This window comes from Nostoc sp. UIC 10890 (assembly GCF_054786515.1).
Map to the genome: position 1 here is coordinate 45,226 of NZ_JBSGKF010000007.1, position 14,078 is coordinate 59,303.

Sequence of the window (14,078 nt, forward strand, 5' to 3'; positions counted from 1 at the left end):
AGTGACTTTTTGAGTGATCGATGGTTGTCGGTCGATGCCTAACTAAAATTTCTGGACATCCAGAAATTGGTGAGTATGACCGAACAACTAGTAGTCTGCCAACCCAAAAATGTTAGGTGGGGGCAGGCAGAGGAGCAGGGGTGCAAGGGTGCAGAGGAGAGTTCAAATATCAAGTTCTTTCCCCTCTGCCCCTCTGCCCTTGGAGCTAGCCACCATGCAAAGTTTTCTTGGCGTACTACTAGGCTTAACAGGACTAGTGATCTGCAATGCTTGTGGTACAAAGCTTTGATTCCACAAGCATTTTTTTAAGTTACTTAATTTTTGTTGAGGGTGTGATCGCACTTTGGCAGGATATTTTATATTATGAACTTAATACCTAATATTGGGACATACTGTGTTTCAGTTAGAACTCAAAAAACAATAAATCAAAAAGCTATTTTAGCACCTGCTCAAGCTTCTGATATGCCTAAAGACTGGACTTTTCCTTGGGTGGATATATGGAGGTCTAGTAGGACAGAAGGTCAAGCTATCATCAAGATTTCTGTTGAAAACCAAGTCTGGGGATTAGTTCAATATGGACTTTACCCTAAAAATAATCACCAGTTTGTAGCAATTGACAGTCTAGAAGCTAATCCAATCAGTCGTGGTAAAAATGCTAATAGATTGATAGAGCCTGTAGGAAAGTGGCTAATCTGGTATTGTGTCAATGTAGGTTTACAGCATTGTTCAGGAGTTGAAAAACTTGTCTTTCTATTTTCAAAGGCTGGAGCTTTTGATTATTACGACAAAAAGATTAGAATGAAGTACACTAGTACAGTAGACTTAGGAGCGGGAGAAAAAGTTCATGCGTTTGAGTTTACACGCATTGCCGCAATTGAATATTCCCAACTCCATGAGAAAATTTGGGGTAGCCCGACAGTTATCGACACCACGACAAGCTAGATTGATTACTTACGCTAATCGTCGGATTACTCCGACAATAATCCGACACTCATTAACTCCAGAGCAAGTAAAAGCTGGTACTGGTAAGGTGAGGACTTACAAAGACTGGGAAAATCTTTTCAAAAATCCCGAAGTTGGTGGAAAACTAGGGGTATCTCACTTGTTTTCAGAAAACAATCAAGGATAATCTTTACCGTATAGAAAGAGCAAAACCCTTCCTACTAATCCTTGGAAGGGTTTTGTTTAGCGGCGTTTTATGACTCGTTCCAATGACCCCTGATCTAAGGCTTGGGCTTGATAGCTAATCTGTAGATGGTTGCTTTCTCTTAGTGCCTTTTGGAGAAATGTCGTCAAACTCGCTAAACGTTCAATTCTCTTGCTAATGGCTAGACCCGTACCACACGCCCCAAACTGACCTCGCCACCACGCCACTGTTAGCAGCGATCGCTATATTCGGATCAGAACTGATGATATCAGGATTGATATCAATGCCCCCTAAAGATATCTATGAATCCGGGGCTTTTATTGTGGACTGGAATGAGCGCTTGATAACCGCATTCATTGGAGAATATTATACCTGCAAGTGGTAATCGCGCTATAAGCATAAGCAAATTTAATCAGCCAACGACGGAATGCGGGTTGTAGCGTTCATGCTTTCGGGCTGATTGATAAGTCTGGGTTAATCGGGTGTCATCGCTCACGATAGAATAGGCTTTTTGGTCGCTTACATTGTTAATTTGCACTTAGACCATGTAAGCTAGACCCTATGAAAATCAACCGGTTCGGCAGGGCAGAAATCCTTACCCCTGACCAAATTAATGTCCTATTTACCGAGGGCTTTGTCAACCCACGCGATCGGGCATTGTTCGGCGTGTGCCTTTATGCTGCTTGCCGAATCAACGAAGCTTGTACTTTAGCGGTGAAAGATGTGTTTGGCAGCAACGGTGTCAGGGGCGTGTTAGTACTACGCAGCGTCAACACCAAAGGCAAGCGGGACACCAGGGAAATCCAAGTGCATCCCAAGCTTAAGCAGTATTTGGAAGAGTACAACCCCAATCGCCGCAAGGAGTTCTTGTTCCCCGGCAGGCATGGACTCTTACATATTCACAAGGTCAGCGCTGACAAAATCCTTAGAGATACCTGTGTGCGGCTGGGCATTGAGGGCGTTAGTACCCACAGCTTTCGGAGAACTGCGTTAACCCGGATGAGCGATGCCGGGATACCGTTGCGCCACATTCAGGAGATATCGGGGCATCGGACTTTGGCAGCTTTGGAGCGTTACCTGGGGGTAACTGAGAAGCAGAAGCAGAACGCTATCTCTGCTTTGGATTTTTGAATAATGTAGGGAAATGGATTTATCTCGACATTTTTGTTAAGAAGGAAGCAGCCGAATATTAGCGATCGCTTAAAGATAGGGTCTTGTTTGCTAGGCTAAAGCGGAAGATTTAAAATTTAGGTAGATAATCAAGGCTAAATAGTCTTTATGCCTTACTCCACTATGTCAACTCTTTATCCTTGCTGACTAATGGACTTAGATAGGACTAGAGTTTATCGGTAAATAACAGCGAATTAAATTAATCAAGTACAAATTATTGAGATTATAGCTAAATAATGATGCATTTTAAGTTTTCACCAAAAATTCTGCAAAGGCTGGGAGAAGAACTCGTTCCGAATCCAGACCAAGGAATCATCGAATTGGTTAAGAACTCTTATGATGCTGATGCTACTGAATGCACAGTAGAACTTATCAAAACTAGCGCCATAGGTGGCTTGATTATTATTTCAGATAACGGTGTTGGTATGGATAAAGATGCCATTAGCGAGGGATGGCTAGTGCTAGGCCGCTCGAAAAAAGCTATCCGTGAAGTTACTCAATTAGGTCGCTTACCTGTAGGTAATAAAGGATTAGGTAGGTTAGCCGCTTTACAGATGGGTTCTCAAGTACTTTTGAAAACTAGACCTAAAGATGAACCAGGTTTTGAATATTCTTTAACGATTACTTGGGATGATTTTCAGGAAGCTGATGTAGTAGAAGATGTTCCTTTTGATGTCCAAAAAAGTAGTACTAATCAACGGCATGGAACTGATATTATCGTCAGCAATCTTAAAAATATATTTAATAAACGTGATATTCAAAGACTAGCTAGGGAACTTTTACTCCTAGCAGATCCATTTGATAATCATGCAGGTTTTCGCCTGAAACTTATTGCTCCAGAATTTTCGGAAGTTGAAAAGCAAGTAAACAATGCTTACTTTGATGATGCTGAATATCATTTGGAAGCTAGTATAAATGAACTTGGAATTGCTGAAGCAAATTTGCTGGATTGGCAGAATAACGTAATTTTTCAGGCAAAACATAGTGATATTTCTCAAGAGCTTTACAAAACACCTCCAACAAAATTTGAACTGTGGGTATTCCTGCTAAATCCTCAAAGTTTCTCAGCTAGAAAAACTTCTATTTCTGTCACACAAGTTAGAGAATGGCTTGCTCAAGTAGGAAATGTTCGTCTCTACCATCGAGGTTTGCGGGTAAAACCCTATGGAGATCCGGACGATGATTGGTTGAATTTAAATTATGCACGAGCAAGAAATCCAGAGGTTCGTCCTTCAACAAAAACAGTTATTGGTAGAGTAATTGTTAATGACCCAGACGATATGTTACTTCAGAAAACTGATCGGCTTGGTTTTATTGAAAATGAAGCTTTTTTAGAGTTAAAACGCTTCGCAATTGATGTGTTGGAATGGATGGCGAAAGAAAGGCTTAAAGTCACTGAAACGCAAAGACAAAGGGTTAAGAAACAAGTTCCTCGTGATATTACACAAGCTAAAGCCAGGATTGAAGAAGTTATTGAAGAAGAAGTTCCTCAAGAATCTCGTCCTAAAGTCCTAGAAGCTGTTCAGCAATACGAAACTGTAACAGAACGTGAAGCCAAGGTATTACGTGAAGACCTTCAGCTTTATCGTAGTCTGGCTACAGCCGGAACAACCGCAGCAGTTTTCGCTCATGAATCTGGCAAACCAGTGACTTCGATTGAAAAAATAGCTAACAGAATAGAAAAAATGGGTAAAAAAATTCTGGGAGAAAAATATGAACACTATTTAGGAGAACCAGTTACAAAGCTTTATCAAGTAAGTAAGTCATTGCTACGCTTTTCTAATTTTCCCCTGCATCTGTTGAAACGAGAAAAACGTCGTGCAGGTGTTGTAAATGTCCATAGTGTTATTGATGATATTGTTGCACTTTTTGAAAGTTTTTTTGATGAAGGTAAAATTCAAGTTATCAAAGAAAAAGTTGATGGTACCCCTTGTATTTATGGAAGCAATGCTTTGCTAGAAGCAATTATTACAAATCTTTTAACAAATACTATAAATGCTTTTAATGTTGAAGGTGGACGCATAGAAGAACGTAAAGTAGTTATTAGAACTGAAATTGAAGAAAGTAATTTAAAAATTAAATTTTTAGATAACGCTTTAGGAATTAATAATATCAAAATAGACGAAATTTGGCTACCTGGTAAAACCACTAGGGAAGGTGGTACAGGTTTAGGATTGACGATTGTGAGAGATTCTGTAACTGATCTGGGAGGCTCGGTAGATGCGATTCCAAAAGGGGAATTAGGTGGAGCAGAATTTATTGTAGAACTAACACTTATTAGAGAATAATTTTTATGATCATGACACCAGTTTTTAATGATAGAAAAATAGCTATTATTGATGATGATAAAAACTTAGCAGAATTAACAGCTTGGGAAGTAGAAGAAGCAGGATATGAACCATTTTTATTAGACAATAGACACTTTCTTAAAGTCAATGATTTAGTATCTTTGATTAGAGAAAATACTCAAGGTGCTGTGTGCGATCATCGATTGATGAATTCTGGATTTGCTAACTTTTATGGAGCAGAATTAGTTGCAAATCTATACGATTTGAAATTTCCATCATTGTTAATAACTCAGTATACAGAAATGGATACATCTTTTTCGATTAGAAAATGGAGACATAAAATACCTGTACTACTAAGTCGAGAAGAAGCCGACGCTTCAAGCATTGCTAAGGGAATAGAAGATTGTACCTTAGAACTTTCTGGTAAAATACCGAGTACTAGAAAACCTCGTAGAACGATAGTTAGGATTACTAATATTGATGAAGAATCTCATGAACCTGTTGTAGATGCATTTGTTCCAGGTTGGAATCCCCATAAGGCTGTTCGTTTTCCAGCTTCTCTGATTCCAGAAAATATTAGAGTTGTATTAAAACCAAATATCCGTTTATTTGCTCACGTAAACACAGGAGCAGAAAAATCTGATGACCTGTATTTTGAAAAATTTGAATTAGCACCTGAACCAGATGAAGATGATGGACTCGCCTGAACTGATTATTTTAGATGTTGGACATGGAAATTGTGCGTTAATCAGAGATGCAAATGATGTAATCGTTATTGACTGTCCACCTGGGGGTACGTTGGCAGAAACTCTTGAGTATCTATCTATTAAAGAGATTTTACATATCCTCATTTCCCATTCTGATGCAGATCATATTGGAGGTATGATTGACTTACTCTCAAATGAATATATCAAAATTCACAACGTACATATAAACCCTGATGCAATTAAGAAAAGTGCAATTTGGTTAGATTTCCGTATTGCTTTAAAAGACGCACGCCAACGTTTTGGAACTAACGTTTCATCAGAATTGACAACAACAAAAACAGGAAGTTTGAACATTGGTTCAGTTAATATAGAAATTCTGGCACCAACACCTGAATTAAATTTAGGTGGTGCTGGAGGAACAGATTTACAAGGAAGGCGATTAACTTCTAACTCAATATCAGCCGTTATCGGTATAGTTCACGATTCTCACAGAGTCGCTATACTAGCAGCAGATATTGATAATGTAGGCTTTGACAATTTGATTCAAGATCAAAAGAGTTTGAGTGCTGACATACTTGTTTTTCCTCATCATGGTGGAAAACCAGGGAGTGCAGATCCTAAAATATTTGCCCAGCAATTTTGTACTTTTATCCAACCAAAGTTAATAATATTCTCAATTGATAGGAATCGTTTTAATAATCCCCGCACAGAAATAGTAGAGGGTATTATTTCTTCAGTTCCAGATGCTCATATTTTATGCACTCAATTATCCCAACAATGTACTACTAGTCTTCCTAGTTCAAAGCCTACACATTTAAATACACTTCCTGCCAGGGGGCTTAATAGTAATAGCTGTTGTGGAGGAACTATTACTATCAAAATAGATGGTAACAGGGCAACTTATGCTGAGATGGCTTTACATAAAGATTTTATTATGAATCAAGTAACTAGCCCAATGTGCCGAAAGTTTTTATCTACAGTTTTACCAGTATAGTTATTCTATTTTAATTAGTCTTTGAATAAGAACCCTACTGCCTTCTGCCTTAAAGCGCGTAACCTTTCATCATCACCAAAAGTGGCCAAGAACCTTAATGTGGTTTCAAAATCGCCTTGTTTGCGGTTTGAAGCGTTTATGTTTGCAGTTCGCTACAGCTATAGGGAGTTTGTAGCAGGTGTTGGGGGTAGTGGAATAAACGCAAAGTAGATGAATGCGCTAACAATTAACAGAAAGAAGCCAACCCACAAAATAATTTGAGCAATTTTTAACCAGTAAAATTTGTAATTCACAATAACCCAAAATCTTCTTTCTACTTGATCAGGATAATCTGGATGAGCTTTATATTTGGGAAAATGCCGGGGGATTAAAACAAGGGTTGCTCCTAATAAACTCGCACACCAACATATCAAAGGCAATAAAAATAAAAGTATAAACAGCCTTTGTTGGAAAGGAGGCAATAAATGGAGACCTTGTTTGACTGTAGTAAATGAAATTGCAGCAAAATAAATAGTTTGAGAAAATGTTGCAATCGAAATAATTTGTTTGGCACCCTCTTCAATTCGAGTAATTGTTGTTTTGATTTGTTCCCAAAATAGATTACTCCAATTCAAATCAGCTTTGCTTGCCAATAGTGCTTTTATTTCCTTTTTTTGATGTGAATCAGAAGGTTCATTATCAGTTGCCATCTCTGTATCGCTTCCTTTTTCTTGCAATAAATCTATAATTCTATTTTTGTCTGTACCCTCGCCTGCAACAGAAAATATTACTGAAAAAGCGGAAGATTGAATGCATTGTAGTATGAGAAAAAATTTAGTCAGTACCAAACTTATGGTGTTTAAAAACCAACCTCCCGCTGTCGTAACACATTACACTTGCAATGCTTCGCACACTTTTTTGCGAGATTTTTTTACCTTAAACTATTATGTGAAGGAGGGTATCAGTCAGGTCGAGCGGGAGATAATACTCCCCCTCGACCTAACTGCTACCTAGGAGCTTGAGGAGGATCGTAATCATAGTCGCCAGGTTCACGCTCTACCCAAGGAGCTTGAGGAGGATCGTAATAATAGTCGTCAGGTTCACGCTCTACCCAAATAACTAATGCTTCTGAACATCCTTTTGGATTCTTACACTGTATCAACCGCTTCTCAGCATTTAATATTTTATGGGAAACAATAGTTTCATTTGATGGAACATCATAATCGGAACTGAAACCGCATTTTGGACATTTGATAAAAACGTCGGTATTACTCATTACTTCTTTCTCCAAACTATTATTTATATGTCAGGATCACTCAAGGGACTGTGAGAAAAGAGTGCAATCATAATCCCCATAAGCTTCATTTAACTTGTAGCTAAAGAATATGAAGAACTTGTGAGCCGGCGAAAATAGAAAGTTCGGGGAAGCAACCACGACAATTTCTTACAAACATGTTGCTCAAATAAAGGCAAAGTTATATAAACTAGAACGGCAATTTCTATCTAAAATAAAACTTTTTTCATCTGATACACGTAAACTGGAAACTAAAACCAAGTCGGTTGACCAAACCTCAACGTATCTTCTAGGAACCAAAGCCCGTGTCAGCTTCTGACCAGCCATGCCGCATTATTGCCCTGTTTAACCAGGCGGGTGGTGTCGCCAAATCGACACTAACCCAAAACCTGGGATACCACCTAGCGCGACGAAAACATCGTGTTCTCCTCATCGACATAGACCCCCAAGCAAGCTTGACTAAATTCATGGGGTTAGTGCCATCTCAGTTACAAAAAACCGTTGCTGATGCCATTATCGACGAGCAGCCCTTACCGATTCATGAGGGCATTCACGGCATGGACTTGGTTCCAGCAAGCCGAGTGCTGAGTGGAGCCGAAATGCAGTTAGTCAGTGCTGCGATGCGCGAGTTGCGCCTTAAGGAAGCCGTTGAATTCGTTTTAGAGGAATACGACTTCATTCTTATAGATTGTCCCCCCAGCTTAGGATTGCTTTCCTATATCGCCTTAGTCGCAGCCACACACGTCCTCGTTCCCGTTGAAACCCATCTCAAAGCCTTTGAGGGAACAGACGAACTTTTACAAACTATTACCCACGTAAAAAATAAAGCCAACCGCAAAATCACTATAGCCGGGTTTGTTCCTACACGGTATGCCAACCAGAACTCAGCCGATAAACGCGCATTGGCAGCTATCCAATCTCAACTTTCAGCTTGGGGTCGGATCTTCCCACCCATACCCAGAGCCACCGCTTTTGTCGATGCGTCAGAAGAACGTGCGCCTCTAGCAGTATTTGACCCTAAACATCCTGTAGTCGCTATTCTTGAAGAAATCGCTAAGGCTTTGGAGGCTTTATGATCCGACGCAAACAAACAGACAAACCCTTTGGGGGTCAAATTACAACTCCACCACCTGCACCTTGGTTATCTTCCCCAGATGCCGAGTCGCCAGCCGCAACTGAAACTACTATCAAACTTTCAGATATAGTTCTGCCCCAACACCAGCCCCGACGATACTTCGACCCACAAGCATTAAAAGAATTAACTGAATCAGTCAAACAGTATGGCATCCTCCAACCTTTGTTGGTGCGTCCACTAGGTGGGGGAAAATACGAACTAGTAGCAGGAGAAAGACGTTATCGGGCAGGACAAGAAGCAAAACTTGAAGTCGCGCCTGTGGTTGTGCGTGAGCTATCTGATGACCAAGCGTTTCAGTTGGCTTTGATTGAAAACCTGCAACGAGAAGACCTGAACCCTGTTGAAGAAACTGAAGGGATCTTGCACCTGTTGGCAATCCGGCTGCATTGCGATGTAGAAGCCGTGAAATCCTTGCTGTATCGAATGAAAAACGCTCACAGTAAGGGGGAACAGCCGTCAAAATCCTCATTAAATGAATCTAGTAAAAACGTTTTTCCTAACTCAGATAATCCACAAACTGAGGACAACATTTCTGAGCATTTAGCCGATAAAAATGAATCTAGTAAAAACGTTTTTCCTAACCCCGATAATCCACAAACTGAGGACAACGTTTCTGACCATTTAGCCGATGAAACTGAATCTAGTAAAAACGTTTCTCCTAACCTAGATGAAGAACAATCAAACACGGTACAACAGGTGTTTGAGAGCCTGGGACTCATGAATTGGCTATCGTTCATTACCACACGCTTACCTTTGCTCAATCTGCCCGAAGAAATTTTAATAGCACTGCGTTCTGGTCAACTGGAATACACCAAAGCACAAGTCTTGGCGCGGGTAAGAAATAATGAAATCCGAAAAAAACTTTTGTCCGAAGCGATAGCCTCGGATTGGTCTTTAAGTCAAATCAAAGAAAAAATCACAGCTTGGACGGATGATGAACAAGCATCCTCATCTAAAGCAACTAACCAAATACCAGACCGCCTCCAAAATATCACCCAGCGCATTAAAAAGCGTCAGCTTTGGAAAGAACCTAGAAAGCAAAAGCAGCTAGTAAACCTTTTGAACAAGCTCGAAGCCTTACTAGGGGATGAGTGACTTGGGGTGAATTGTCAGGTAATCTCTACTTTTAGAGTCTTTTTACCTTTGATTCATTATTGGGTGCGAGGGGAGAAACAGAGATGGCATCAGATTCACAGATTCGAGCATTACTCAAAGCTTGGTTAGATTACATCCATGTTGAAAATTTGAGTAATGCCAAAGTAGAACCTGACGACTCTGCTCAACCGAACATCTGGGACTCTCTCGTAAATCTGGTAGGCGATAAATTATTAATAGACGAGTCTTTATTTAAAAACATAAAGCAACCGTTTAAAAGTGCAAAGAACTTTGAGCAAACAAAATTACCATCAATCGCTGTAGCTTTTCCGCAGCTTTATGTAGTTGAATCGAATCGCCGTCAATTTCGCCCGTTGTTCACTATCAACATTTCTCCAATATTCGAGGGCAATTATCGCAGTAGCGGATGGAATTTAACTGAATATGAGTTTGGGGTTTTTGGGATAAACCCTCGAAAAGGGGGATTATGAAAAGTGAGTTTTGACGCTATCACCCTATAACTCTTGCCAGATAAGATTCTTGGCTAAACCCCGTATCAGAAAGTGTACAATTTGAGACTTGTCTGAATTATGTCTCTTTACATGTCTCAAAATACCATTCTTAGATCGTCTAAGAAATAGTGATACTCTTCACCCTGACTAGCTTTCACCGATCGCGTACTAATCAAAAGAGTGAAGTACCATTCAACAACAAATTCTAGAATCCCCCTTTTCGGGGGTTAATGCAAAAAACCCCAATTTGCTTGCATAAAGCCGAGATGTCTTTTCCTTCATCCCCTACATCGGTGAATCTCGGTGCATGAGGGGACGCAACCCATTTAACCCAGCTGCAATTGCGGAACCATTGTGGATAACTGTGGCTGCTAAGGGATGCAGCCCTGTCGTTGTGGCTAGTCCTAAAGCTGCGAGGTTGGGAACGACAGCTAAAGCGATATTTTGTTTTATTACTGCTTGGGTTTGGCGGGCGATCGCAATTGCTTCTAAAAAACTGCTAAGGTTATCATCCATCAAGACAACATCAGCTGTTTCTCTGGCTACCTCGGAACCACCACTAAAAGAAATCGCCACATCAGCATAAGCTAGGGCAATGGAATCATTTAAGCCGTCGCCAGTAAACGCTACAGTTTTCCCAGATTTGTGTAATTTTTGGATAATTTCGGCTTTTTGTTCAGGAAATGCCTCAGCATGGACTTGCGACAGGGGAAGATGCAGTTCTTGGGCAACAGCTATAGCTCTGTACTGATTATCACCTGTTAACAGATGTATTTCCATACCGTATTCAGTTTGCAGTTTTTCAATTACCACTGCACTTTCTAGACGTAGGGGGTCTGTATAATAAATTACTCCTTGAAATTCTTGATTAACTGCCACATACAACAAAGAATCATGGGCAGAAATGCGGCAATTTAGATGAGAAGGGCAATCTGCATCGTTGCAGCGATGTTGTTCATAAAGACAATCGAGGGGAACACCACACTGACGTAAAAAGCGATCACTCCCCACAATAACTTGTTCACCGTCAATTTCCGCTCGTACTCCTAGACCAATTTCATAGAGAAATTCTTGGCGGGGGAGAATCTCAATACCTTGTTTCTCAGCGTAGTGGACTACGGCTTCGGCGACTGGGTGAGTTAGGCGTTGTTCGGCGGCGGCGGCTAGAGTTACCAGCCTTTGACTAGACATTCTCCCAGCTACGGTTTCCACTTCTACAACTTCGATTTCACCTTTGGTCAAAGTGCCTGTTTTATCAAATACCAAGATGTCCACCTCTGCCAATTTTTCCAAAGCATGACCACTGCGGATGAGAACACCGTGTCTAGTAGCGTGGTGCAAGGCTGCTAAGAAAGTTGTCGGTAGGGAAACACGAATCCCGGTAACAAAATCAAGGGTAAGGATAGATGCTGCCCTAGCTGGGTTGCGGGTTGCTGCTAACACCAAGCCAGCAAAAATCAAGGCTGGTAATACGGCTTTGTCGGCAATGTTGGCGGCATAGTTACCCATGCGTGTATCGTGAACCGGGGCTTGTTGCACTAACTCGATACTTGCACCAGCGCGAGTGGAAGCACCTACACGTTCAGCTTGAATGTAAATTTCTCCTTCTCGTACTAGGGTAGAAGCATAAACTGCTTGCCCTACATGACGCAAAACTGGCATTGATTCGCCAGTTAGTTTTTGCTGGTCAATTAAAGCTTTGCCGCGCAGAATTTGCCCATCCACAGGGATTTGCTCACCTGGATAGACTATTACTGTGTCCTTTGGCTGCACTTGGGTGGCAAGAATGCGTTTTTTCTGTCCATCTGGTTGTTCCACCCAGGCGAAATGTCCCAAAGAATCAAGTAAATCAGCGGCGTGATTTTCGGTAACTCGTGCGGTACGATCACGGATCATATCGCCAATTTCATGCAGTGTCATCATCAAAGCTGGTGTTAACAGATTTCCTTGGGCAAAAGTTAAGGTGATCGCTATAAAATCTAGGCAATCTATATTGAATTTTCGTTTTTGAGTAATGCTGGCATAAGCACGTTGAGCAATAGGTAAAGCGGCTATTGCCACAGTTGCCGCAATCATTGCCCTCGGAATGGGAAACCCTAACCCAAGTAAAGCTAAAACTGTAGCAAAAGCTGGCAACTTCACGCCATCATCAGTTTTTGCTAGTTTTTGGCTTTTAACTTTTGAATTTTGACTTGTTATTGCTTCATTAAGCAAACGTACCAGATACGCTTGCATTAACTCATCGTTATTATTTGATAATTGATATTCAATTGCAATAGAATTGCAAGAAGAATTAACGCGAATTTGTGAAATACGGCTATCAGATGTTAATAACTCTTGTAGACGTTGAGCGTAATCAGGTTCTTGGTTTAACAGAGGAACACGAAGTCTAATTCTACCGGAAATTTTATGTACTATATAATACTCAATTCCTGTGATAATTTTTGATTGTTGAGCCACTTGCGTACTGATTTCTGGCTTGGTGGAGATCGTCATGATTTCCCCCTCATAATGGTGTGGCGATGTGATGGGTGGGAATTCATCTAATAGAGATTTCAACATCCCACGAAATAGTTATGTCAAACCCTTACGGAAAAACTAACTGTGAACATAAGTCTATTTAATACTTTTGCTGATTAATTTCTAGCTAACGCAATTATTTTTAAAGATTAGGTTAATTCACAAACTGTAACAATTAATTATGTAGTAATTTTTTTTACATTTTTTTATAGATTCATCTTCTTAAGAAAGAATTTAGCTAGTTTTTTGAACTTGTCGGCCCAACCAGTAATCATTCTGCCCGTCCCGAAGACCGTATGAGTCGAGCCTTCTTCAGCAACAAGTTCGGTCTGCACAGCGTGGATCACAGGCTAAAACCACGGTCTTGCTGTAAGAGCTTTTGCTGCTCCTCCCTGAGATGAGCTTCTAATTCCTGACTCCAATCAGGATTATGGGTTAAAACCAGAGGCAACATCGTTTGAAGTACTCGATTGTGTTCAAAAAAAATGCCCCTCGTGCGGTCAAGCAATGTGGAATGAATACAATAATCCTCGACATATAAGAACGTTTTATGGGGTAGTAGAACTACAGCTAAAAATTCGTCGATGTCAAAATAAGTCATGTCTGCGGTATAAAAAAGCATATCGACCAGAGCAAGAAGGGTCACTCGCTCTACCACAAAACGAATTTGGTTTGGATGTGATTGCTTATGTAGGAGCATTACGCTACCAGGAACATAGAAGTGTTCCCGAAATACACACTCACCTTGAATTAAAGGGTATATGTATAAGGTAAGCGTTCGGTCACGCACCTCATTGACAGATATGATGAGAAAATTCTTTGTGGCTAAAAGACCATAAAAGGTTAAAAGCAATATTTAAAAATCAAGGACGGGTGATATTAGCTATTGATGGGATGCAGCCAGAAATTGGACATGAGGTATTATGGGTAATTCGAGATTGCTTATCAGGAAAAATAATACTAGCTAAAACCTTATTATCATCAAGAAATGAAGATTTAGTGGCGTTATTATTAAAAGTAACTAATACCCTAAATGTACCATTTGATGGCGTTGTTAGTGATGGACAACAATCAATTCGCAAAGCTGTTAGGGTAGCATTACCTAGTATTGCTCATGGTTTATGTCATTATCATTACGTGAAGGAAGCAATTAAACCCATATATGAGGCGGATAGACATGCAAAAAAGGAATTAAAGAAAAAAGTTAGAGGATTACGAGATATTGAACGTAGTGTTG

General features: G+C 40.3%; 14 protein-coding genes and 1 pseudogene. 11 read left to right on the plus strand and 4 right to left on the minus strand.

Going from position 1 to position 14,078, the window contains the following annotated elements; all coding sequences use genetic code 11:
- Positions 1 to 363: 363 nt before the first annotated feature.
- Both ACWATR_RS35370 and ACWATR_RS35375 read left to right on the plus strand, forming a co-directional pair.
- Positions 364 to 942, plus strand: a complete 579-nt coding sequence (locus ACWATR_RS35370) for a hypothetical protein (RefSeq protein WP_460343629.1) — start codon at positions 364 to 366, stop codon at positions 940 to 942.
- A gap of 1 nt (position 943) precedes the next feature.
- The gene (locus ACWATR_RS35375; protein WP_460343632.1) at positions 944 to 1,129 is read left to right on the plus strand and encodes a hypothetical protein; all 186 of its coding nucleotides are present in this window, start codon (positions 944 to 946) and stop codon (positions 1,127 to 1,129) included.
- A 56-nt stretch (positions 1,130 to 1,185) separates the two neighbouring features.
- Here ACWATR_RS35375 and ACWATR_RS35380 read toward each other — a convergent pair whose 3' ends face one another.
- The gene (locus ACWATR_RS35380) at positions 1,186 to 1,374 is read right to left on the minus strand and encodes a hypothetical protein (RefSeq protein WP_460343635.1); all 189 of its coding nucleotides are present in this window, start codon (positions 1,372 to 1,374) and stop codon (positions 1,186 to 1,188) included.
- A gap of 334 nt (positions 1,375 to 1,708) precedes the next feature.
- On the opposite strand from ACWATR_RS35380, the gene ACWATR_RS35385 reads away from it, so the two are divergent.
- From ACWATR_RS35385 to ACWATR_RS35400, 4 genes are all read left to right on the plus strand, one after another.
- The gene (locus ACWATR_RS35385; RefSeq protein ID WP_190900135.1) at positions 1,709 to 2,278 is read left to right on the plus strand and encodes a tyrosine-type recombinase/integrase; all 570 of its coding nucleotides are present in this window, start codon (positions 1,709 to 1,711) and stop codon (positions 2,276 to 2,278) included.
- 275 nt (positions 2,279 to 2,553) lie between these two features.
- Positions 2,554 to 4,605 (plus strand): ATP-binding protein, encoded by a 2,052-nt coding sequence (locus tag ACWATR_RS35390; protein ID WP_460343639.1) that lies wholly within the window; start codon positions 2,554 to 2,556, stop codon positions 4,603 to 4,605.
- A gap of 5 nt (positions 4,606 to 4,610) precedes the next feature.
- Positions 4,611 to 5,312: a hypothetical protein gene (locus ACWATR_RS35395; RefSeq protein ID WP_460343642.1), complete on the plus strand. Its 702-nt coding sequence runs from the start codon at positions 4,611 to 4,613 to the stop codon at positions 5,310 to 5,312.
- Positions 5,296 to 6,306 (plus strand): ComEC/Rec2 family competence protein, encoded by a 1,011-nt coding sequence (locus ACWATR_RS35400; RefSeq protein WP_460343645.1) that lies wholly within the window; start codon positions 5,296 to 5,298, stop codon positions 6,304 to 6,306. The genes ACWATR_RS35395 and ACWATR_RS35400 overlap by 17 nt, the downstream gene beginning before the upstream one ends.
- A gap of 158 nt (positions 6,307 to 6,464) precedes the next feature.
- Here the strand turns inward: ACWATR_RS35400 and ACWATR_RS35405 are convergent, their stop codons facing one another.
- Positions 6,465 to 7,133 (minus strand): hypothetical protein, encoded by a 669-nt coding sequence (locus ACWATR_RS35405; RefSeq protein WP_460343648.1) that lies wholly within the window; start codon positions 7,131 to 7,133, stop codon positions 6,465 to 6,467.
- 158 nt (positions 7,134 to 7,291) lie between these two features.
- Positions 7,292 to 7,561 carry a hypothetical protein gene (locus ACWATR_RS35410; protein ID WP_460343651.1) on the minus strand — a complete coding sequence of 90 codons (270 nt, stop codon included), beginning with the start codon at positions 7,559 to 7,561 and terminating at the stop codon, positions 7,292 to 7,294.
- A 323-nt stretch (positions 7,562 to 7,884) separates the two neighbouring features.
- Here ACWATR_RS35410 and ACWATR_RS35415 point away from each other — a divergent pair, with 323 nt between their 5' ends.
- The 3 genes from ACWATR_RS35415 to ACWATR_RS35425 all read left to right on the plus strand — a co-directional run bounded on the left by ACWATR_RS35415 (position 7,885) and on the right by ACWATR_RS35425 (position 10,300).
- Complete coding sequence (locus tag ACWATR_RS35415; RefSeq protein WP_460343654.1) at positions 7,885 to 8,655, plus strand: ParA family protein; 771 nt, start codon at positions 7,885 to 7,887, stop codon at positions 8,653 to 8,655.
- A complete protein-coding gene (locus ACWATR_RS35420; protein WP_460343657.1) occupies positions 8,652 to 9,809 on the plus strand; it encodes a ParB/RepB/Spo0J family partition protein in 1,158 nt (385 codons plus the stop codon). The genes ACWATR_RS35415 and ACWATR_RS35420 overlap by 4 nt, the downstream gene beginning before the upstream one ends.
- Before the next feature lie 83 nt (positions 9,810 to 9,892).
- A complete protein-coding gene (locus tag ACWATR_RS35425) occupies positions 9,893 to 10,300 on the plus strand; it encodes a hypothetical protein (protein WP_460343565.1) in 408 nt (135 codons plus the stop codon).
- A gap of 306 nt (positions 10,301 to 10,606) precedes the next feature.
- On the opposite strand, the gene ACWATR_RS35430 is transcribed toward ACWATR_RS35425, so the two are convergent.
- The gene (locus tag ACWATR_RS35430) at positions 10,607 to 12,817 is read right to left on the minus strand and encodes a heavy metal translocating P-type ATPase (protein ID WP_460343568.1); all 2,211 of its coding nucleotides are present in this window, start codon (positions 12,815 to 12,817) and stop codon (positions 10,607 to 10,609) included.
- 531 nt (positions 12,818 to 13,348) lie between these two features.
- Between ACWATR_RS35430 and ACWATR_RS35435 the strand changes: the two genes are divergently transcribed.
- On the plus strand, positions 13,349 to 13,615 hold the full coding sequence (locus tag ACWATR_RS35435; RefSeq protein ID WP_460343571.1) for a hypothetical protein: 267 nt from the start codon (positions 13,349 to 13,351) through the stop codon (positions 13,613 to 13,615).
- 45 nt (positions 13,616 to 13,660) lie between these two features.
- Positions 13,661 to 14,078, plus strand: a pseudogene (locus ACWATR_RS35440) (ISNCY family transposase); the annotation flags it as partial.

Coding starts and splice junctions, on each gene's coding strand:
- ACWATR_RS35425 (WP_460343565.1), top strand. CDS start 9,893: ATGGCATCAGATTCACAGATTCGAGCATTACTCAAAGCTTGGTTAGAT.
- ACWATR_RS35420 (WP_460343657.1), top strand. CDS start 8,652: ATGATCCGACGCAAACAAACAGACAAACCCTTTGGGGGTCAAATTACA.
- ACWATR_RS35430 (WP_460343568.1), bottom strand. CDS start 12,817: ATGACGATCTCCACCAAGCCAGAAATCAGTACGCAAGTGGCTCAACAA.
- ACWATR_RS35435 (WP_460343571.1), top strand. CDS start 13,349: ATGTGGAATGAATACAATAATCCTCGACATATAAGAACGTTTTATGGG.
- ACWATR_RS35410 (WP_460343651.1), bottom strand. CDS start 7,561: ATGAGTAATACCGACGTTTTTATCAAATGTCCAAAATGCGGTTTCAGT.
- ACWATR_RS35370 (WP_460343629.1), top strand. CDS start 364: ATGAACTTAATACCTAATATTGGGACATACTGTGTTTCAGTTAGAACT.
- ACWATR_RS35385 (WP_190900135.1), top strand. CDS start 1,709: ATGAAAATCAACCGGTTCGGCAGGGCAGAAATCCTTACCCCTGACCAA.
- ACWATR_RS35400 (WP_460343645.1), top strand. CDS start 5,296: ATGATGGACTCGCCTGAACTGATTATTTTAGATGTTGGACATGGAAAT.
- ACWATR_RS35395 (WP_460343642.1), top strand. CDS start 4,611: ATGATCATGACACCAGTTTTTAATGATAGAAAAATAGCTATTATTGAT.
- ACWATR_RS35390 (WP_460343639.1), top strand. CDS start 2,554: ATGATGCATTTTAAGTTTTCACCAAAAATTCTGCAAAGGCTGGGAGAA.